We start from the raw sequence: 20,242 nt of genomic DNA on the forward strand, positions 1-20,242 counted from the left end.
TTTTAGCAGTTCAGGACGAGTAGCGGCGGGCGCTGACGCCCGATAACTCGTTCAAGGCCGCTAAAGCCTTTTGAATTTGCTCGCCATCACGCACTTCAATAGTAAATATCATGCGCGTCAACGAGCGGCGACTCAAGGTGTTGATACCCGTTACGTTCAAACGCAGGCGGGCAAACACTTCCGAGAGATCACGCAAGAGGCTGGGATGCTCCTGAGCCTCAATGGCCAGATCCACGGGATACTGAGTATCCCCCGTATCGCCCCAATCGACGCTAATAGCCCTTTCAGGTTGTCGATCAGCCAGTTCCTGGTAGGACTTGCAGTCAGCACGGTGTATGGACACGCCCCGACCACGAGTCACAAAACCGGCAATCAGATCAGGGGGTGCGGGACGGCAGCAACGGGCCAGCTGCGTCATTAGCGAATCTACACCCACCACCAGCACGCCGCTTTTCCCGGTCTTGGAAACACTTTCCCGGGCCGCATCAAACACACGCTGTACGGGCTCTTCCTCCTGCACATCCTCACGGAACAAGGCATCCACCTGACGCAGGCTGAATTCATCCTTGGCCACGGCAACATACAGGTCATCTGCCTTGGCAAAGCCCAGCTGTTGCGCCATCTGCTCCAGATTCACGGCCGTACGACCCAGTCGTTGCAACTCTTTTTCGACCATGCTCTGGCCTTGAGAGATGCGCTGCTGCAACTCAATCGCGTTGAACCAGGCGCGCACCTTGGAGCGCGAGCGTGGGCTGGCCAGAAAGCCCAACTGCACGTTCAGCCAGTCACGCGATGGACCGCCGGATTTGGCCGCCACAATCTCTACCGTCTGGCCAGTCGACAAGCGCGTGGACAAAGGCACCATCTGTCCATCAACCCGCGCACCCCGGCAACGGTGGCCCAGATCGGTATGCAGGTAGTAGGCAAAGTCCACCGGCGTCGCCCCCACAGGCAGCTCGATAACCCGAGCCTGCGGCGTCAGCACATAAATATGTTCGTCTTCCTGAGCCTTCAAAGGCCTGGCAACAGCCGGTTTCTTGCTGGCAACGGGCTCCACTACCTTTTCGGAAGCCGAATCTTTGCTGCTGTCTGCTTGCGGGGCAGGCTCGGTAGCGTTCGAGGTGGACGCCTCCCTGTCCCAGGCCAGCAATTGACGCATCCAGGCTATCTTTCTATCGTCCTCACCATCGGCCACCTGCTGTCCGCCCTGGGCTCCAGCTTCCTTGTAGCGCCAATGGGCAGCCATCCCGTATTCCGCGAACTGGTGCATGTCGCGTGTGCGGATCTGGATTTCATAGCAGCGCCCCTGTGCATCCGCAATAACGGTATGCAGGGAACGGTAGCCATTGGGCTTGGGCCGGGAGATGTAATCGTCAAACTCCTCGGGCACCGGCGTCCACAGCGAATGCACCACCGCCAGGGTGTGATAGCAGCTGCGCTCGTCATCAACAATGACACGCAAGGCGCGCAGATCAAACAGCTGATCGAAATCCAGATGCTTGTTGCGCATCTTGTTCCAGATACTGAAGATATGCTTGGGCCGGCCTGAAACCTCAGCCACGATATGCTCGCGTTTCAAGGCTGCCAGCAGTTGGTCGCGCACCTGACTGATCAGGGTTTCGCGCTCTACGCGCTTGTCTTCCAGCTTACTGGCAATATTCTTGTAGACCTCGGGATTCAGAAAGCGAAAGGCCAGATCTTCCATTTCCCACTTGATCTGCCAAATCCCCAAACGATTCGCCAAGGGCGTATAAAGCTCCAGCGTTTCACGCGCAAACTCGACCGGGCAGACGGTCTTGGACTGCCGATACCAGCGCAAGGACTGCAGGCGCGAAGCCAGGCGCATCATCACAATGCGCAAGTCAGCGGCCATCGCCAGCAGCATCTTGCGCTTCATTTCCTTTTGATCGCCCCCGCCTGTCTGCTCCTTGGCCTGGCCTGTCAGCGAACCCAGACGGTACAAGGCTCGCGAGCCACGTACCAACGTCATGACTTCGGCACCAAAGGCTTTCTGAACCGGGTCCTGCTTGACCTCCGGCCCAGGAGCAGGAGTGACGGCCAGCAAGGCGCTGGCACGGGTTTGAGCGTCCACACCCAAGCCAGCCAAAATAAGCGCGACCTGAGCGCAATGGCTGTCCAAGGGTTCGCCGGTACTTCCGGCCAGATCCAGCAAAATAGGCCCCGCCCAGTCGGCAGCCGCCTGCAATAGCGTACGCCCTGCTTCATCCAGTCCGTGGCTGGCTTGCGCGAACCATTGAGGATTGAAGGCCGACTCGGCCATAGGGGGAGAAGCGGTGTGATTCATGTGGATTACGTCGATGTGGCCACTCAGCGCTGAAGTGGCTCTCTATACTGTAGACGCTAGTCTATCACCGCGAGTAAGAGCTTATGAGTCTGAACACATGCCGCCAGCTTCTGTTGATTTGGCACTCCCGTACCGGCGCCGCCCGTCAACTGGCCGAACAGGCCGAGGAAGGCGCGCTGCAGGTCCTCAAAGAACTGGGCGAGACAGAGCAGGTCTGTATCAAACGCTTGCATTGTGATCAGGTGCAAGCACAGGATTTGCGCGATTCCCACGCCTATTTGTTCTGCGCGCCCGAGAATCTGGGCAGTCTGAGCGGTGCCATGAAAGAGTGTCTGGACCGGAACTACTACGAGGTGCTGGATCAACTCAACGGGCGTCCTTATTCCGCCCTGATCAGTGCGGGTAGCGATGGGCAAGGTGCACAACGGCAACTGGAACGGATTTGTACGGGCTGGCGGCTGGAGCTGGCCGCCCCCATCCGTATCTTCAATTTTCACGCCCAGACGCCAGAAGCCATTCTGGCTCCCAAGACCTTGAGCGAAGAGCAAATTGCCCAGGCTCGGGAAGCCGGTGGGCATCTGGCAGCACTGCTGTGTCTATGAAAAAGCCCTTTGCGTGTGCAAAAGGCTTTGATTCAAACTTTTAGTGCTATAGCTTTATCGCTTTAAAACGATGCCACCCGCCTGAAATCACGAGCATCACTGACCACGATGCCCTTAGCTCCCCTACCCAAGCAGCATTTGCCTCAAGCAGCAAGGACCTCAAGAAGGGAAGCCCAAGCTCTAAGCCGGAGGCAGCTGAAAAACCTGCCGCAAGTAAGCCAGATACGCCGGATCATCACACATGGTCTTTTCAGGCGCATCCGAGACTTTCGCCACGGGCTGGCCATTGCAACGCACCATCTTCATGACAATCTGCAAGGGCTCATGGCCCAGGTCATTGGTCAGGTTGGTGCCTATCCCGAAAGACACCTTGCAGCGACCTGCAAAACGCAGGGCCAGCTCAATGGCTTTGGGTATGGTCAAACCGTCAGAAAACACCAAGGTCTTGGTACGTGGATCGGTACGGTTGGCCTGATAGTGCGCCAGCAGGCGCTCGCCCCAAATGAATGGGTCACCCGAGTCATGGCGAGCACCGTCAAACAGCTTGCAGAAGTACATGTCAAAGTCGCGCAGGAAGGCATCCATGCCGTAGACATCCGACAAGGCAATACCCAAGTCACCGCGATACTCTTTGGCCCACACTTCCAGAGCAAAAATCTGCGAGTCACGCAAACGGGGGCCCAGAGCCTGACAAGCCTGCAAGTATTCGTGCCCCATCGTACCCAGCGGCGTCACCCCATGCTTCATGGCCAGCCAGACGTTGCTGGTGCCCGCAAAGTGCGGCTTCATCTGCTCGATCATGGTAGTGACCACTTCTTCGTGCCACTGCTTGGAAAAGCGGCGGCGCGTACCGTAGTCAGCCACACGAAAGTCGCTCAGGGCCGGATCATCCACCACCAGCCGCATCTTGGACTGCAGACGCTCGCGCCCTTCTGCCCATGGCGGCTGCGGACATTCGTTGCGAAAGTAAACCTCGTTCACAATGGCCAGCACCGGGATCTCGAACAGGATCGTGTGCAGCCAGGGTCCCTGAACCGAAATTTCGATCTCGCCGGGCACATCACCGGCCTGCACCTGAATGCAGCGCTCGGGCAGGTGGAACAAGCCCAGAAAATCGACGAAGTCGCTTTTGATAAAGCGCAGGCTACGCAAATAATCCAGCTCGGCGTCTGAAAAACGCAACTGGCACAGTGCGTGAATTTCCGCCCGAATCTCGTCCAGGTACTGGCTCAAATTAATATTGGGAGTACGGCACTTATAGCGATACTCCACGTGCGCAGCCGGGAAATGATGCAAAACAACCTGCATCATGGAAAACTTGTACAGGTCCGTATCAAGTAAAGAGGTAATGATCATCACAAACCTACCGATTTTGATTGCGCAACCATAGCACGGGCGCCAGTTCTTGCGTACAGCTATCTAGTAGGTGAGCTATTGCGCCATCTCAATAAGCAAGAAGCTGAATATTCGTTAAAATCGAAAGATTCGATTTAAATCCCATTTTTATCGTTCAGGCCCTGTGCGTTGTCGCGCACCCCATCCACGGCCCTTTGCCGTGACTGACCGCCTTAGCGATACCGCAGGAGTGTTACTGAAATGACCCACGTCGTCACCGAAAACTGTATCAAGTGCAAATTCACCGATTGTGTGGATGTGTGCCCCGTCGACTGTTTTCGTGAAGGCCCGAACTTTCTGGTGATTGACCCGGACGAGTGCATTGACTGCGCCGTCTGTATTCCCGAATGCCCGGCCAATGCCATTTTTGCTGAAGAAGATGTGCCGCAGGATCAAGTTCCCTTCATCGAACTGAATGCAGAACTGACGCCTATTTTTGCCAGCATCAACCGCTCCAAGAAACCGCTGGAAGATGCGGACGACTGGAACGGTGTGGAGAACAAACTACAGTATCTGGAGCGCTAAGCCCTTCGCTCGCTCTATAGAAGTCCGACCCGGTGGCTGCGTTCCTATCCAGCCACTCTTGCGCCCAATCTCGCCTTTTGATAAAAAAACTTGCCGCACTGCAGCAAGGGAAAATCCCAAGTACAGAGGAACGGTAAACGTCGTATTGTTTCCCACAGGAATAAGCATATACATTCCTCTGTATCAAATTAGGCAACACCAAGGCGCACACTATGCTTTACGATCTGCACGAACTTCAGCGGTCCTTTCTGGCCCCGCTGGCTGCCTTTACCGGCACCAGCTCCCAATGGTTCTCCAACCCATACAGTCCACTGGCCTACACGCCCCTGTCGCGCCAACTGGCGGCGGCCTCTGAACTGGTACACCGTATCGGCAAGGATTACGAAAAGCCAGCCTGGGGGCTGAACGAAACCCGGATCGACGGCCAGACCGTTGCCGTGCGCGAGGTCGAACACCTGAGCAAGCCCTTCTGCAAGTTGATCCACTTCGAGCGCGATCACCCCAAAGCCGCTCAGGACCCCACAATTTTGCTGGTAGCCCCTTTGTCCGGCCACCACGCCACCTTGCTGCGTGAAACCGTACGTGCGCTGTTGCCCGATCACTCCGTCTATGTCACCGACTGGATTGATGCCCGCATGGTGCCCCGTTCGGCCGGCCCCTTCCATCTGGACGATTACGTTCTGTATGTACAGGAGTTCATCCAGGCGCTGGGCTCGAAGGTGCACGTCATGTCGGTTTGCCAACCCACAGTGCCAGTACTGGCTGCCGTCTCGCTAATGGCGACCCGCCGCTCGGCCGTGATGCCGCGCAGCATGATCATGATGGGTGGTCCCATCGACACGCGTCAGTCGCCTACGGAAGTGAACCGTCTGGCCACGACCAAGTCCTACTCCTGGTTTGAAAACAATCTGATTCATCGCGTGCCCACCAAGTACCCCGGTGCTCACCGTCGCGTGTACCCCGGCTTTTTGCAGCATGCCGGCTTTGTGGCCATGAATCCGGATCGTCACGTCAGCTCGCACTACGACTTTTATCAGCACCTGATCAAGGGTGATGATGACGACGCACAGGCACACCGCCGTTTCTACGACGAATACAATGCCGTGCTGGATATGCCCGCCGAGTTCTATCTGGACACGATCCGCATTGTGTTCCAGGAGCACCGCCTGCCCAAGGGCCAATGGCACGTGCATGGCGAACAGGTTCGTCCACAAGATATTGATGGCGTAGCCTTGTTCACCATTGAGGGCGAACTGGACGATATTTCCGGCCAGGGCCAGACCCATTCGGCTCAAGCGCTGTGCGCAAAAATTGCCCCTGAACTCAAGCAACAATTCACCGCACCCAACTGTGGGCATTACGGGATTTTCTCCGGAAGTCGCTGGCGCACGCTGATCTGTCCTAAAATCAGGGACTTCATCCGTCAGCACAACTGATATTTGGCTCAGGCCGTTTCTGACGGGGCCAGATGGCCCCGTTTTTGCATTCATGTCCGACACCTTAATACGGCGCATTGACGCCCTGCTCCCTCAAACCCAGTGCACCCGCTGTGGTTACGACGCCTGTCTGCCCTATGCCCAAGCCATCGCGCTTGAGGGCGAGGCCATCAACCGCTGCCCGCCAGGCGGGCAGGAAGGCGTACAAGCCCTGGCCGAGCTGCTGGGTCGTGAGGCCCTGCCCCTGGATCCGTCCTGTGGCGAATTCACCGGCCCCAGTCGGGCGGTGATTATCGAAGAACACTGTATTGGTTGCACCTTGTGCATCCAGGCCTGTCCGGTGGACGCCATTATTGGCGCCAACAAGCTGATGCATACCGTGCTGGCCGACCGCTGCACAGGCTGTGAGCTCTGTGTGCCGCCCTGCCCTGTGGACTGCATCAGCATGGTGCCCACCGACGACTGGAGCGCCGAACAGGCCGCTCAAGCACGTCTGGATACCGAACAGCGCCGGGAGCGCCTGCTGAATCGCCACAAGGAAAGCTCGGACCTGGCGGCCCGTACCCTGGCCAATAAACCCGTTCTGGCCAATGATGCCGATCAGGCTGATAAACGCGAGGCGTCCATTGCCTCTGCCCTGGCTCGCGCCCGTGCCCGCCGTGCCAGCAAGACTGCAAGCGGAACCACACCATGAACGCTGCCAAGCGCTACGAGATTTTCAGTCGTTTTCAGGCTGCCAACCCCAAACCCACCACCGAACTGGAATACGCTGACACCTTTCAGCTGCTGATTGCCGTGATTTTGTCGGCCCAGGCCACTGATCGCTCCGTGAACCTGGCCACAGCCCGATTCTTTCCCAAGCATGGCACACCCGAGGGCATCCTGGCCATGGGTGAAGAAGGCTTGCGCGAGGCCATCAAGACCATCGGTCTGTACAAGACCAAGGCCGCCAATGTCATCAAGACCTGTCAGATGCTGCTGGACTTGCATCAAGGCAAGGTTCCCTGTGATCGCGCCGCTCTGGAAGCGCTTCCCGGTGTAGGTCGTAAAACTGCCAACGTGGTCTTGAACACCGCGTTTGGCCTGCCCACCATTGCGGTAGACACACATATTTTCCGTGTAGCGAACCGCACCGGCATTGCGCCCGGCAAGAACGTGGTCGAAGTGGAAAAGAAGCTGGAGAAAGTCATACCCAAGCCTTTTTTGCTGGACGCCCACCACTGGCTGATTTTGCATGGCCGCTACATTTGTGTAGCCCGCAAGCCCAAGTGCCCCCAGTGCGGCATCTCGGATTTGTGCGACTTCAAACCGAAAACCGTTAACACTTAAGTAACACATACCCAGTTTAACAACATTTGTTTACCAAACAGTGCATTAAACCGGACCATCCTATGACAAACCCGCATAGTTTTGCTTCGTCGGCGCTTCCATACTGAAACGCATGACGGACTCTGCCTATAGTTAGCTGGCGATGGAATCACCACGGTAAGAGGCAAAGGACGCGTAACGGGTTCCTGCGCCGACCAGCCAACGTACAGGCCCATATTGACGACTCACGACAAGGAGCGTTCTCATGACACGGGCTGCCCTGGATATTGAGAATCTGTACGCCTGGCACCGAGAGTTCCCGCTCTTGCGCGGTTTGAATTTGCAGGTCGCTTCCGGCGAAATCTGCACTGTCTTGAGCCGCAACCGGGCCGGCCGCAGTGCCATGCTACGCGCCATCGTGGGTTTAACGGATAGCCGCCGCGGCTCCATCCGTATCCAGGGCACCGAAGCCATTCACCTGAACCAGCATCAGCTGGCAGATCTGGGCGTGGGTTACAGCCCCTACGAACAAAGCATTTTTACCGGCTTGAGCTGCGAGGAAAACCTCCTGCTGCCACCTGCCATAGGAACAACCCTGGGTGGTGGAATGTCGCTGGTACAAATCTATGAACTATTGCCCAGTCTGGAGCAGCGTCGCCACCATATGGCTACCCACCTGTCTACTGGGGAACAAAAGATACTGGCGATTGCGCGCTTGCTGCGCACGGGTGTGAATCTGCTGCTTCTGGACAAGGTATCCGAGGGCTTGGCCCCGGTGCAGGCCCAGACACTAAGCAAGTTGATCTGCACGCTGCGCAATGAGGGCTACACCATTGTGCTGGCCGAACAATGCCCGCAGTTCTCGGCAGAGTTCAGCGATCAGTTTCATGTGCTGGAACAAGGGCAAATTATCGAGCGATTCAGCCGCAACGAATTAAGCCATAAATACGAAGCCCTGCACGCACTCCTGAATGTATGAGCACTTGATTCGCCAAGCTCCAAACCTGCGTCTTCCCCCTACTTGTCCTTGCCTGGAAGGCAGGTACAGGATCCCAATAAACAGGCATCCCAAAAAGTGGAAAAACGCCCAGAAATAACCGGACGGGTTCCAAGGCTTTCTATTTCCGGGCTGTTACCAGGTGATGCTAAAAACAGACATAGCGGCCAAATTGGCCTCGCATGAATTCTGCTTACTTGATCTACAACAAGGTCAGGCGGCCAACTACCTCTGAAGCTTGCTTTGGATCAAATCCGCGGGCCCAGCCCTCATGCACTCTGTAGGCTTTACACACACCTACGGAGCTCCTATGAAATCCCGCCACTTGATTCCAGGTCTGCACCTGTCCTTGCTTGCTGTTGGACTGGCCGCTGTTTTGTACGCGCCTCAAGGCCAAACACACGAAGCGGGTGATTTCTTGCTCAAAGGTGGCGTGACCTGGGTATCCCCAAAATCCAATAACGGCTCTGTGGCTGACGGCACCGTCAAGCTGGACGTAGGCAATAATGCTCGCCCCAGCTTCTCGCTGACCTACATGGCCACCCGCAATATTGGTATTGAGCTGCTGGGCGCTTTCCCCTTCCAGCACAATATCGACAGCAATCTGGGTCGTATCGGCAAGACCAAGCACTTGCCCCCAACCCTGAGTCTGCAATACCACTTCCTGCCTGACAGCGACTTCCAGCCCTACGTGGGCGTGGGCGTGAACTACACCATGTTCTTTGACACCGAGTCGCGCGGTGCTCTGGCGGGTTCCGACCTGAAGCTGAAAAACAGCTGGGGTTTTGCTGCCCAGGTCGGTGTGGATTACAAGCTGGACAAGAACTGGTTCCTGAATGCTGACGTACGTTACATCAGCATCCGCCCAGACGTGAAGCTGAACGGCCAGTCCATTGGCAAAGCCAAGCTGGACCCCGTGGTTGCCACCATCGGGGTCGGCTACCGCTTCTAAGCTGTCGCCTCTTCCTGCTCGCGTTTGCCCTGCCCCAAGCCCAGATAGCTTTCTATCACTCGGGGATTATGAGCCAGGTCAGACGCGGGCCCTTGCAGCACCACATCGCCCGTCTCCAGAACATAACCGTAGTCAGCCACTTGCAAAGCGGCACGCGCATTTTGCTCGACCAGCAAGATGGCCACGCCGGTACTGCGCAGTCGGGCAATGATCATGAAGATCTCCCGCACCACACGCGGCGCCAGGCCCAGACTGGGTTCATCCAGCATCAGCACTTTGGGTTGCGCCATCAAGGCACGGCCTACGGCCAGCATCTGCCGCTCCCCACCTGACAAAGTCCCTGCCAGCTGTGTACGACGCTCTTTCAAGCGGGGAAACAAGGTGTAGACCTTGTCCATGGTGTCGCGCCAACCGGGATGGCGGGCACGATACAGGCGAAAACCGCCCAGCAGCAGATTGTCTTCTACTGTCATGCTGCCAAACAGCTCGCGGCGCTCTGGCACCAGGGAAATACCGGCCGCAACGCGACGCTCCACTTCCCAATGGCTGATCTCCTGCCCTTCGTACTGCACCGAGCCTGTGCTGCGGCCCACGCTGGGCAAAGAACCCATCATGGCATTGAGCAAAGTGGACTTACCGGCGCCGTTGGCACCAATCACGGTCACAATGCTGCCGGCACGCACGTCCAGGCTGGCCCCCATCACGGCACTGACTTTGCCGTACTGAGCCGCCAGATTGTCTACCTTCAAAATAATGTCTTTCGATTGTGCCGAATTCATAACGCTGCTCCTGCCGAGGCGGGCTCATTGACCTGATCCAGATCCAGGTCGTCATCAATACCACCCAGGTAGGCTTCCAGCACGGCTGGATTTTCCTGAATTTCCTTGGGCAAACCTTCGGCCAGCTTGGTGCCAAAGTCCATGACCACCAGCTTGTCCGTCAAATTCATGACAAAGTCCATGTCATGCTCCACCAGCAGAATGCTCATGCCTTCGCTACGCAGCTGATCCAGCACTTTGGCCAGTTCCTGCTTTTCCTTGTAGCGCAAGCCGGCAGCCGGTTCGTCCAGCAGCAAAAGCAGCGGATCAGAAGCCAGAGCACGGGCAATTTCCAGAATACGCTGTTGGCCCAGGGCCAGATTGCCCGCCTCTTCGTACAGATAGTCACCCAGACCCACACGCTGCAGCTGAACAGCCGCTTCGTGCAACAGCTCGGCTTCGCTGCGACGCTCGGTATGCAGGACAGCGGACACTACACCGACATTCCGACGCAAGTGAGCGCCCAGTGCCACGTTCTCCAACACAGTCATCGTTGGCAGCAACTGCACGTGCTGGAAGGTACGGCCCACGCCCAGACGAGAAATCTCGCGTGCAGGTTTGCCATCAATCCGCTGCCCCAGAAAGCTGACCTGACCACTGGTGGCCGACAGCACGCCGGTAATCAGATTAAAGGTCGTGCTCTTGCCCGCACCGTTAGGACCGATCAGGCCCATGATCTGACCTGCATTCAAGGTGAAGCTGATGTCATTCACAGCGACCAGGCCACCGAACTCCTTGCGGATCTTGTTCACTTCCAGAACCAGCGAACCGGCCTGCGGACGCTCACGCTGCGGCAAAGCCTCGGCTTGTGGAGGAGCAGCCTGATGACGCTTCTGTGCACCGAAAACCTGTTCCCAAGCCTTTTGCAGAATGGGCCACAAACCGTCGCGCGCGTACTGCAAGATCAGAACCATCAAGATGCCGAAAACGATCAGCTCGAAGTTGATGTCGGTATTGAGCAGTTTGGGCAACCAGTTCTGCAACTGGTCTTTCAGGCTCAGCACCAGGGCTGAACCCAGAACGGCACCCCAGACACTGCCAGCTCCGCCCAACACGGCCATGAACAGATATTCAATACCGTAGTTCAAACCGAAGGGGCTGGGCGAGACAGCGCGCTGGTAGTGCGCGTAGAGCCAACCGGACACACAAGCCAGCAAAGCGGCGTAAACGAACACGATGACCTTGTAATTGGCCATGTTCACACCAAAGGACTCGGCCATGCCGCTGCCATGCTTCAGAGCGCGAATAGCACGTCCGGGACGGGAGTTCAGCAAGTTACGCGTACCCCACATGGCCAGCAAGGCAAAGGCCCAGATCAGGTAGTAAATATCCCGACCGGAGGACAGGGAAATACCGAAGAACTCCAAAGGAGCAATACCGGAAATACCATCGTACTGACCCAGAAACTCCAGATTGCCGAACAGGTAGTACAAGGCCAGGCCCCAGGCCAAGGTACACAGAGGCAGGAAGTGTCCGGACAAACGCAGTGTGATCGCGCCCAGAATGTAGGCCACCATCATGGTAATGGCCATGCCAATCAGCAGATTGAACCAGGGCGACCAGCCCAGGCGAGCCGTCAGGTACGCCGTAGTGTATGCACCCAGGCCCACAAATGCAGCCTGACCAAAAGAAGTCAGACCACCCACGCCAGTCAACAACACCAGACCCAGCACGACCAAGCTGGTCAAACCAATATAGTTAAGCTGGGTAATCCAGAACTCGGGCGTTGCGCCCAGCTGCGGCAAAACCAATAGAACCGCAATAAATAGTAGCGTCAGCCAGTGTCTCATGTGATTTACTCCTCATCATCCACGTGCTTGCTACCGAAGGAGCGCCACAACAACACCGGTATCACCATGGTAAATACAATAACTTCTTTGTAGGCACTGGCCCAGAAAGAGGAAAACGCTTCCAGTACACCCAGGAACAAAGCGCCCAGCAGGGTGACGGGATAGCTGATCAGGCCGCCAAAGATTGCAGCCACAAAGCCTTTAAGACCAATCAAAAAGCCCGTGTCGTAGTAGATGGTCGTTACAGGCGCAATCAGCATGCCTGACAAGGCACCGATGGCCGCAGCCAGAGTGAAGGTCAGGGATCCGGACATATTGGTACTGATACCCACCAGACGGGCACCACGACGGTTCACCGCCGTTGCACGCAGGGCGCGACCGTAAAGGGTCTTACCAAAAAAGCCCCACAAGGCCAGAATCAGGACCACGCAGGCGCCCATCACAAAGAAGGTTTGAGCGGACCAGCTCACTGCACCCAGGGACACTTCACCTTCCATGAAGGGAGGCGTGCGCCAGCCTTCCGGACCGAAGAACACCAGGCCCAGACCCGTCAGCGCGAAGTGCACGGCGACCGAGGTAATCAGCAGCACCAGCACACTGGCTTCGGCGATAGGCTGGTATACCAGGCGGTAGACCATAGGGCCCAGAGGAATCACTACCGCCAGCGAGAACAGCACGGCCACCCACAATGGCAGCTCCGAGCTGACAATGGCGGGAGCGGCAAAGTAAACCGCGACAGGGATCACGATATTGACCAGAAACTTGCGGGGCATGCCGGTCAGGCTGCGGCTGCGCAAGGCAGAGAGCAACTCCAGCAAGAACACCAGCGCACCGGCGATCAATAGCAAAATAACGGTTCCCGGCATGCGGCCATTGACCACAAAGGCCAGGGTCAAGGCGCCAAAGGTGACGAACTCACCTTGCGGGATAAAGATAACGCGGGTAACCAGGAAAACCAGAACCAGGGCGAGCCCGAGCAAAGCATAGATGGCGCCATTCAATATGCCATCCTGCAACAAAATTAAAGCGATGGTGGTATCCATGTCGGACAACATCCTGTACAACAAAAAGGGCAAAGGGCTTACGGCAAACGCAGGCCTGTAGCGGGAACGGGTGCCAGGCTCAGCCAGCACCCGCCTTGGAAAAAACCGGCTCTTGAGCCGGTTTTTGCCTGTCAGATATTACAGATCAGGCTGATACGTCCATTTACCGTCGACCACTTTCACAATCACGTGGGCACGCTTGTCCAGACCGGCGTGGTCCGTTGCAGACATATTGAACACACCTTGGGAAGCAGCCAGTTCCTTGGTTTGCTCCAGAGCATCACGCAGGGCTGCGCGGAACTCGGGGGTACCTGGCTTGGCGCCGGACTTCAGGGCTTCCGGAATGGCTTCGGTCACGAGCAGACCGGCATCCCACATATGGCCACCAAAGGTATTGATGGAGCCAGCGCCGTATTTGGCTTCGTATTTTTCCTTGTAGTCCATGGCGGTCTTTTTCACCGAGCTGCTGTCAGGCAGTTGTTCGGCAACCAGCAATGGACCGGCTGGCAAGATCATGTCGTTACAGTCTTTGCCACACACACGCAGCACGTCGCTGTTGGCGGCACCGTGTGTCTGGTAAATGATGCCAGCGTAGCCGCGACCTTTCAGTTCGCGCTGGGGCAAGGCAACAGGGGTACCGGACCCGGCGATCAGAACGGCATCAGGCTTGGTGCCCAGCAACTTCAGAACCTGACCGGTCACGCTGGTGTCGTTACGGCCATAGCGCTCGGCGCCCAGCACTTTGATGCCTTTGGCTTGAGCGGCTTCGGTAATCACGTTCAGCCAGCCGTCACCGTAGGCGTCGTTGTAACCGATAAAGCCCAGGGTTTTGACGTTCTGCTTGACCATGGCATCAGCCAGAGCACCGGCCATCAACTGGTCATTCTGAGGAGTCTTGAACACCCAGGTACGGGCGCCTTCCACAGGATCAACAATCTTGGCGTTGGCGGCCACACTGATCATGGGAGTCTTGGTTTCGCCGGCAACGTCCACCATGGCCAGGGAACCGGGGGTCACGGAAGTACCGATCACCACGTCCACTTTGTCATCGGTGATCAGCTTGCGCATATTGCGTACGGCTACGGTGGTATCGGTTGCATCGTCCAGAACGATGTACTCGATTTTCTGGCCGGCCACTTCAGTAGGCAGCAGGCTGACTGTATTGCGCTCAGGAATGCCCAGCGAGGCCGCCGGTCCTGTCGCTGCCACCGTCACACCCACCTTGATCTGCGCGGACACGGCCACGGGCAGGCTCAAGGCCAGGGCTGCAGCCAATGTCGTCAGGCGACCAGTAGTAATGCAGTTCATCCTTTTCTCCCAAATTTTGTTCATTGTTGTGGACCGATTTAACGGTCAAAAAATCGTAATACAGATAATCACCAGCACATACCAGAAACGTATCAAGTCACGAGAATTTCAGATATTGGTGTTTACCTTAAATATTAAAAGTTTAAATAGTGCACTAACTAAAGTGATAGCTCACTAATTAAGTGCCCTGTACCGCGATTTTCTTCACTGGAGAGCCCACTGGAGGTCAGGAAGATCTGCACTTTGGAACCCTCTGTTCCAAACGCACTCTAATTGTCGATTACTATGTAGGACTGCACCTCCTGTAGGCATTGAACTGTTTTTCATAAGGCAGCACACGTGGAAAAAGTACGTAAAACAGACGCTGAGTGGCGCGCCCAGCTCAGCCCCGAAGAATTCTATGTCACCCGTCAGAAAGGGACGGAGCGCCCCTTTACCGGCCGCTACTGGGACACCACCACGCCCGGCATCTACCGCTGCGTCGGTTGCGGCACGCCCCTGTTTGCCTCGGACACGAAGTTTGATGCCGGTTGCGGCTGGCCCAGCTACTTCACGCCCCTGAACCCGGACAATGTGCGCGAGGAGCTGGATACCAGTCACGGCATGCGCCGTACCGAAGTGCTTTGCAATGTCTGCGATGCTCATTTGGGGCACGTCTTTGAAGACGGTCCCCCACCCACTGGGCTACGATATTGCATTAACTCTCTATCCATGACTTTTGAACCCGAAGCATGAAGAAACTCTTATTTGATCTATTCCCGCTCGTACTGTTCTTTCTGGCGTTTCGCTTCTCCGACATTTATGTCGCCACCGGCGTGGCCATGGCCGCCTCGGTCCTGCAGATACTGTGGCTGAAGCTCACCAGCAAGGCGATCGAGACCTCGCACTGGATCAATCTGGCCGTCATTGTGGTCTTTGGCGGTGCCACCCTGTTTTTCCACAATGATGTCTTCATCCGCTGGAAACCCACGGTGCTGTACTGGATCTTTGCTCTGGTACTGCTGGGCGGACGTTACCTGATGCATCGCAATCTGATGCAAAAATTCATGGGCACCCATCTGGTCTTGCCCGGCCATGTCTGGGACAAATTAAACCTGGTCTGGGCAAGCTTTTTTGTCGCCATGGGCCTGGTCAATCTGTACGTTGCCTTCTCGGGCCACTTTACCGAATCCCAATGGGTCAACTTCAAGGCTTTCGGCCTGCTGGGTTTGATGCTGGTGTTTGTCGTTGCCCAATCCTTGTGGCTGGGCCGCTACCTGCAAGACTCTTCCGACAACTCCACTCCCCCAAAATCTTGATTTCGCCATGACAGACGCACTTGCTTCCCTGATTCACGAACGGCTCCAGGCACTGGAGCCGTCGGAACTGGACATCATCAATGAGTCCCATCTGCACGCTGGCCACGCCGGTGCACAAGGTGGTGCAAGCCACTTTCGGGTGATCATCGCCTCGAAACAATTTGATGGAATTTCAACACTGGCACGACACAGACTTGTGTATGATCGCGTCCACGATCTAATGCCTTTCCCGATTCACGCATTGGCTATTCAAGCCAAAACCACCGCTTAAGGATGCTCATGAAACGTATTGCCGCATTTGCCCTGACCTGCGCTATGGCTGCTCCCGTCTATGCACAGACGATTGCCACCGTAAACGGCAAAAACCTCACGCAAAAAGACTTGGATCAGTTCGTCGCCGTTCTGGTCGAGCAAGGCGCCAAGGACTCGCCCGAGCTGCGTGAGCAAGTCAAACAGGAAATGGTCAACCGTCTGGCTGTGGTGCAAGCCGCTGAAAAAGCCGGTATCGACAAGACCAACCAGGTTCAGCAAGAGCTGGAACTGGCCCGCCAGAGCATTCTGGTCCGTGCCCTGATGGCTGACTACCTGAAAAAGAACCCCGTCACCGACGCCGACCTGACCAAGGAATACAACACCATCAAGGCGATGGAAGAAGGTCAGCAGGAATACAAGGTGCGCCACATTCTGGTCAAGGACGAGGCTGCCGCCAAAGATTTGCTGGCCAAGATCAAGTCCAAGAAAATCAGCTTTGCTGATGCCGCCAAGAAAGACTCCATCGACACCGGCAGCGGTCAGCAAGGCGGCGATCTGGGCTGGGCTCCTAGCTCCACCTACGTGCCCGAGTTCGCTCAGGCTGTAGAGAAGATGAAAAAAGGCGAGCTGAGCGCTGCGCCTGTGCAGTCGCAGTTTGGCTGGCACATCATCCAGGTGGACGATGCTCGCCCTGTGACCTTCCCCGCCATGGCCGAAGTGAAGCCTCAGCTGGAAGAAATGCTGCGTCAGCGCAAGCTGGCCGAGTACCAGCAGAAAATCCTGAAAGAAGCCAATATCAAGTAATGGCTCTGCAGGCCGCTTTATCATCCCGATAAGGCGGCTGGCAGGAAAGACAAATATGGCGCCTCAAGGGCGCCATATTTGTTTGTAGTGCAGGTCGTTCATGCGGTAATTAAAAGCCCAGATCACTGCTGAACCACCACCAGGACTATTCAACGCGCATTAAAACAAAAGGCAGTGCGTGCTTAGCGCACTGCCTAAAAGTCGAAAAATAGCTACCAGAGCAAATATCCTGCTGACTCATAGACTCTTGGCAAAAAAGCTAAGCCTGCAAGGTGGCAGAACTTCACTTCTTCCCCCTGCGCTATTCACCCGCCAGTAAAGCCAGGAACTGGGCTTCGTCCAGAATAGTCACGCCCAACTCCTGCGCCTTGGTGAGCTTGGAACCCGCCTCTGCACCTGCCAGCACATAGGCCGTCTTTTTGGAGACCGAGCCACTGGCCTTGCCACCTGCTTCCAATACACGGCGTGTAGCCTCGTCGCGGCTCATGCTAGGCAGCGTACCCGTAATGACCACCGTTTTGCCCGCCAGCGGCAGATTAGCGCTATTGGCGCGGGCTTGCGCCTGTTGAGGAGTCACCCCAGCCGCCAGCAGCGCATCCAGGGCCTCACGATTATGCGGCTCCTGGAAAAAGTGCCGCACGGAAGCCGCTACAACCGGGCCCACCTCATTGACTTGCAGCAGCGCTTCTTCATCAGCCTGCTCCAATGCCTGCAAGGAGCCAAAATGCTGTGCCAGATCGCGCGCCGTGGTCTCACCCACATGGCGAATGCCCAAGGCGTAAATCAGACGATTCAAGGCCGGTTCGCGCACCTTATCAATCGCCTCGATCAGATTCTCGGCCGATTTGCGTCCCATACGCTCCAGTAGCACCAGTTTTTCAACTTGCAGCTTGAAGATATCGGCCAAGGTACGCACCAGCCCGGTTTCCACCAACTGATCCACCAGCTTTTCACCCAAGCCTTCAATATCCAGCGCTTTACGGCTTGCGGCGTGAATCAGGGTTTGCTTGCGCTGGGCAGGACAAATCAGACCACCAGTACAACGCCAGGCAGACTCCCCTTCCAGACGCTCCAGTGCCGACTGACAAGCCGGACACTCCTTGACCATCTCGAAAGGCACGCTGCTCTCGGGACGCTGCTCCAACACCACAGCAACCACTTCAGGGATCACATCACCAGCACGGCGTACCACGACGGTATCGCCCGCTCGCACATCTTTGCGACGCACTTCGTCTTCGTTATGCAGCGTGGCATTAGTGACTGTGACACCGCCCACAAACACCGGCTTCAAACGTGCGACAGGTGTGACAACCCCGGTACGGCCCACTTGAAACTCGATACTCTCCACACGCGTCATTTCTTCTTGGGCGGGGAATTTATGAGCAACGGCAAAGCGCGGCGCACGGGCCACATAGCCCAGAACACGCTGCGCAGCCAAAGAGTTGACCTTGTAGACCACACCGTCAATTTCAAAGGGCAAACCGGGACGACGTTGCTGGGTTTCACCATAGAAATCCAGCAGGCCCTGCACGCCCTTCACGACTTTACGGTCGCGGCTCAACGGCATACCCAGGCTTTCCAGCCAGTCCATCATGCCCGATTGGGTATCACGAGGCAGTGCCTCGCCAGCGGGTTCAGCAAACAAGGCACTTTGTGGCTGATTCGCGGCAGGCATGGGGCTGACCTCACCCCAACCATAGGCAAAAAAGCGCAAAGGCCGTTTGGCAGTTATTTTCGGGTCCAGCTGACGCAAGCTGCCTGCGGCCGCATTGCGCGGATTCACAAATACTTTCTCGCCACGCTTGGTCTGGTTCTCGTTCAGGCGCTCAAAGTCCGCCCGGTTCATCAGAACCTCGCCTCGCACCTCCAGCACGGCGGGCAATTGTGCCGCATCGCCACGCAAGCGCAGAGGAATGGACTTGATGGTGCGAATATTGCTGGTGACGTCCTCGCCCGTGGTGCCATCACCGCGAGTCGATGCCTGTACCAACAGACCTTGCTCATAGCGCAAGCTGATCGCCAGGCCGTCAAACTTGTATTCGGCCAGATAATCTACCCGACGGTCCAGTCCCACCACACCTGCCTCGACCAGGGTATCGGCGACACGCTTGTCAAAGGCCTGAACTTCTTCAGCATCAAAGGCATTACCCAAGGACAGCATGGGGACAGCGTGCTGAACCGTATCAAAACCGTCCAGTGGCGCTGCACCCACACGCTGTGTGGGCGAGTCCGGAGTAATCCATTCCGGGTGCTCGGCTTCCAGCGCCAGCAGCTCGTTCATCAATGCGTCGTATTGCGCGTCCGAAATGCTGGGCGCATCCTGAACGTAATAGGCCCAGTTATGCTGGGCCAGTTCTTCATGTAACTGCTGTACTCGCTTCAAGCTCACGAAAAAATCCTGCCTGTACGTTCCTGGCCTGCTGTAAAGCCAGCCTGCTCCAGGCGTTCGTACAGATTACTTAGTTGTTCATCAATGTTTTGATCGGTGCTCTCGGGCAAGGGGCGACCTTGATCATCCAGCACCACGCCGTCCAGACGGCTGGCCAGATCACGGGCCACCGTTGCCATGCGGCTGAAGGCATGATCGTCCGCCGGGCTGTTGGGCAAATCCAGCAGCAAGTCGATACGCTCAATGCTGGCCGACTGAATATCTTTAGGCTGGACACCATCGAACATGGCGGTGAAACGGGGTTGCCCCGAATCTGCCAACCAGGCCAGTTGCTGGCCAAAGGGCAGAAAACCGGCATCCTTGACCATTTGAATCACGGACGAGGCAGGCATGGGGCCAGGCAAGCGCACCGACACGCCCACCAGGGCATCCAGATCAGCGCAGGTATTATCCAGGGCAGCCGCACGACGCAGCACATCATCCTGTTCCGGACCTTCTACCGAACCATCAAACTGCTGTGCCAGCGCTTGCGCAGCCATCCAGACCTGCGACCACTCGATCGCCGACAAGGGGCCACTACGGTTGGCCAGCAAAACGGCAATCTGCATGCTGGCGTAGGACTCGCCCGAACGCAGGCGAGCACGATGACCGCCCCCTTCGCATTCCGCAAAATAACGCACAGGCTTGGCACCGGTACGCGATACCGATTGCAAGGCCTGAGCCAGATCCTGAGCATCCACGGGCTGGCTGAAACTGATATCGATAACGGCCTCGGTCGTGCAGTCGGCCTCGGCCGCATCGTGCTCACCGTCAGCAGACGCAGAATCGCCGCCACGCGTCATGCTGGGCTCGCGGCGTTCCAGCTCGGTGAGCTGGCTCATCAAGGGATCGGTATCCCCATCCGGGAATTGGCTTTGCATCTGCTGGCGCACTCGGCGGTCTTGCCACCAGTTAAAGACCACCACGAGCAAGATGAGCAAAATGCCCAATAAAATCAGTGCGATTTGCAAATCACTCATT

The 20,242-nt window shown here is 56.6% G+C and carries 19 protein-coding genes; 11 read left to right on the top strand and 8 right to left on the bottom strand.

The genetic code is table 11. The features are described from left to right. Positions 1-10: 10 nt before the first annotated feature. The gene (locus N879_RS08935) at positions 11-2,305 is read right to left on the bottom strand and encodes a RelA/SpoT family protein (RefSeq protein WP_031232614.1); all 2,295 of its coding nucleotides are present in this window, start codon (positions 2,303-2,305) and stop codon (positions 11-13) included. Positions 2,306-2,388: 83 nt separating this feature from the next. On the opposite strand from N879_RS08935, the gene N879_RS08940 reads away from it, so the two are divergent. Further along, entirely contained in the window at positions 2,389-2,907 is a 519-nt protein-coding gene (locus N879_RS08940) for a flavodoxin family protein (protein ID WP_021446876.1), read from the top strand. 180 nt (positions 2,908-3,087) lie between these two features. On the opposite strand, the gene pncB is transcribed toward N879_RS08940, so the two are convergent. After that, positions 3,088-4,263, bottom strand: a complete 1,176-nt coding sequence (gene pncB, locus N879_RS08945) for a nicotinate phosphoribosyltransferase (RefSeq protein ID WP_009456617.1) — start codon at positions 4,261-4,263, stop codon at positions 3,088-3,090. A gap of 240 nt (positions 4,264-4,503) precedes the next feature. Between pncB and fdxA the strand changes: the two genes are divergently transcribed. The 6 genes from fdxA to N879_RS08975 all read left to right on the top strand — a co-directional run bounded on the left by fdxA (position 4,504) and on the right by N879_RS08975 (position 9,520). Beyond that, positions 4,504-4,827, top strand: a complete 324-nt coding sequence (gene fdxA, locus N879_RS08950; protein WP_009456619.1) for a ferredoxin FdxA — start codon at positions 4,504-4,506, stop codon at positions 4,825-4,827. 212 nt (positions 4,828-5,039) lie between these two features. Beyond that, the gene (locus tag N879_RS08955; RefSeq protein WP_009456621.1) at positions 5,040-6,263 is read left to right on the top strand and encodes a polyhydroxyalkanoate depolymerase; all 1,224 of its coding nucleotides are present in this window, start codon (positions 5,040-5,042) and stop codon (positions 6,261-6,263) included. 52 nt (positions 6,264-6,315) lie between these two features. Further along, positions 6,316-6,957 (top strand): RnfABCDGE type electron transport complex subunit B, encoded by a 642-nt coding sequence (locus tag N879_RS08960; RefSeq protein ID WP_009456623.1) that lies wholly within the window; start codon positions 6,316-6,318, stop codon positions 6,955-6,957. After that, complete coding sequence (gene nth / locus N879_RS08965) at positions 6,954-7,592, top strand: endonuclease III (protein ID WP_009456625.1); 639 nt, start codon at positions 6,954-6,956, stop codon at positions 7,590-7,592. The genes N879_RS08960 and nth overlap by 4 nt, the downstream gene beginning before the upstream one ends. 244 nt (positions 7,593-7,836) lie before the next feature. Further along, complete coding sequence (locus N879_RS08970) at positions 7,837-8,550, top strand: ATP-binding cassette domain-containing protein (protein ID WP_009456627.1); 714 nt, start codon at positions 7,837-7,839, stop codon at positions 8,548-8,550. A 328-nt stretch (positions 8,551-8,878) separates the two neighbouring features. After that, positions 8,879-9,520 (top strand): OmpW/AlkL family protein, encoded by a 642-nt coding sequence (locus N879_RS08975; protein ID WP_009456629.1) that lies wholly within the window; start codon positions 8,879-8,881, stop codon positions 9,518-9,520. Here N879_RS08975 and N879_RS08980 read toward each other — a convergent pair. The 4 genes from N879_RS08980 to N879_RS08995 all read right to left on the bottom strand — a co-directional run bounded on the left by N879_RS08980 (position 9,517) and on the right by N879_RS08995 (position 14,479). Next, entirely contained in the window at positions 9,517-10,299 is a 783-nt protein-coding gene (locus N879_RS08980; protein WP_009456631.1) for an ABC transporter ATP-binding protein, read from the bottom strand. The genes N879_RS08975 and N879_RS08980 overlap by 4 nt on opposite strands. Beyond that, positions 10,296-12,128 carry a branched-chain amino acid ABC transporter ATP-binding protein/permease gene (locus N879_RS08985; RefSeq protein WP_021446877.1) on the bottom strand — a complete coding sequence of 611 codons (1,833 nt, stop codon included), beginning with the start codon at positions 12,126-12,128 and terminating at the stop codon, positions 10,296-10,298. The genes N879_RS08980 and N879_RS08985 overlap by 4 nt, the downstream gene beginning before the upstream one ends. A gap of 5 nt (positions 12,129-12,133) precedes the next feature. Beyond that, positions 12,134-13,171 carry a branched-chain amino acid ABC transporter permease gene (locus tag N879_RS08990; protein ID WP_009456633.1) on the bottom strand — a complete coding sequence of 346 codons (1,038 nt, stop codon included), beginning with the start codon at positions 13,169-13,171 and terminating at the stop codon, positions 12,134-12,136. A gap of 138 nt (positions 13,172-13,309) precedes the next feature. After that, the gene (locus tag N879_RS08995) at positions 13,310-14,479 is read right to left on the bottom strand and encodes an ABC transporter substrate-binding protein (protein WP_009456635.1); all 1,170 of its coding nucleotides are present in this window, start codon (positions 14,477-14,479) and stop codon (positions 13,310-13,312) included. A gap of 339 nt (positions 14,480-14,818) precedes the next feature. Between N879_RS08995 and msrB the strand changes: the two genes are divergently transcribed. From msrB to N879_RS09015, 4 genes are read left to right on the top strand one after another with little or no spacing between them, the layout of a single operon-like run. Continuing rightward, a complete protein-coding gene (msrB, locus tag N879_RS09000) occupies positions 14,819-15,214 on the top strand; it encodes a peptide-methionine (R)-S-oxide reductase MsrB (RefSeq protein WP_009456637.1) in 396 nt (131 codons plus the stop codon). Beyond that, on the top strand, positions 15,211-15,777 hold the full coding sequence (locus tag N879_RS09005) for a septation protein A (protein ID WP_009456639.1): 567 nt from the start codon (positions 15,211-15,213) through the stop codon (positions 15,775-15,777). The genes msrB and N879_RS09005 overlap by 4 nt, the downstream gene beginning before the upstream one ends. 7 nt (positions 15,778-15,784) lie before the next feature. Continuing rightward, entirely contained in the window at positions 15,785-16,048 is a 264-nt protein-coding gene (locus tag N879_RS09010) for a BolA family protein (protein WP_009456641.1), read from the top strand. A gap of 8 nt (positions 16,049-16,056) precedes the next feature. Further along, positions 16,057-16,833: a peptidylprolyl isomerase gene (locus N879_RS09015; RefSeq protein WP_009456643.1), complete on the top strand. Its 777-nt coding sequence runs from the start codon at positions 16,057-16,059 to the stop codon at positions 16,831-16,833. A 301-nt stretch (positions 16,834-17,134) separates the two neighbouring features. On the opposite strand, the gene ligA is transcribed toward N879_RS09015, so the two are convergent. Together ligA and N879_RS09025 are read right to left on the bottom strand one after the other, a co-directional pair. Next, a complete protein-coding gene (gene ligA / locus N879_RS09020; protein WP_021446881.1) occupies positions 17,135-19,222 on the bottom strand; it encodes an NAD-dependent DNA ligase LigA in 2,088 nt (695 codons plus the stop codon). After that, a complete protein-coding gene (locus tag N879_RS09025; protein WP_021446882.1) occupies positions 19,219-20,241 on the bottom strand; it encodes a cell division protein ZipA C-terminal FtsZ-binding domain-containing protein in 1,023 nt (340 codons plus the stop codon). Before N879_RS09025 ends, ligA begins: the two co-directional genes overlap by 4 nt. Position 20,242 lies beyond the last annotated feature (1 nt).

Source organism: Alcaligenes sp. EGD-AK7, assembly GCF_000465875.3.
Taxonomy (GTDB): domain Bacteria; phylum Pseudomonadota; class Gammaproteobacteria; order Burkholderiales; family Burkholderiaceae_B; genus Alcaligenes; species Alcaligenes phenolicus.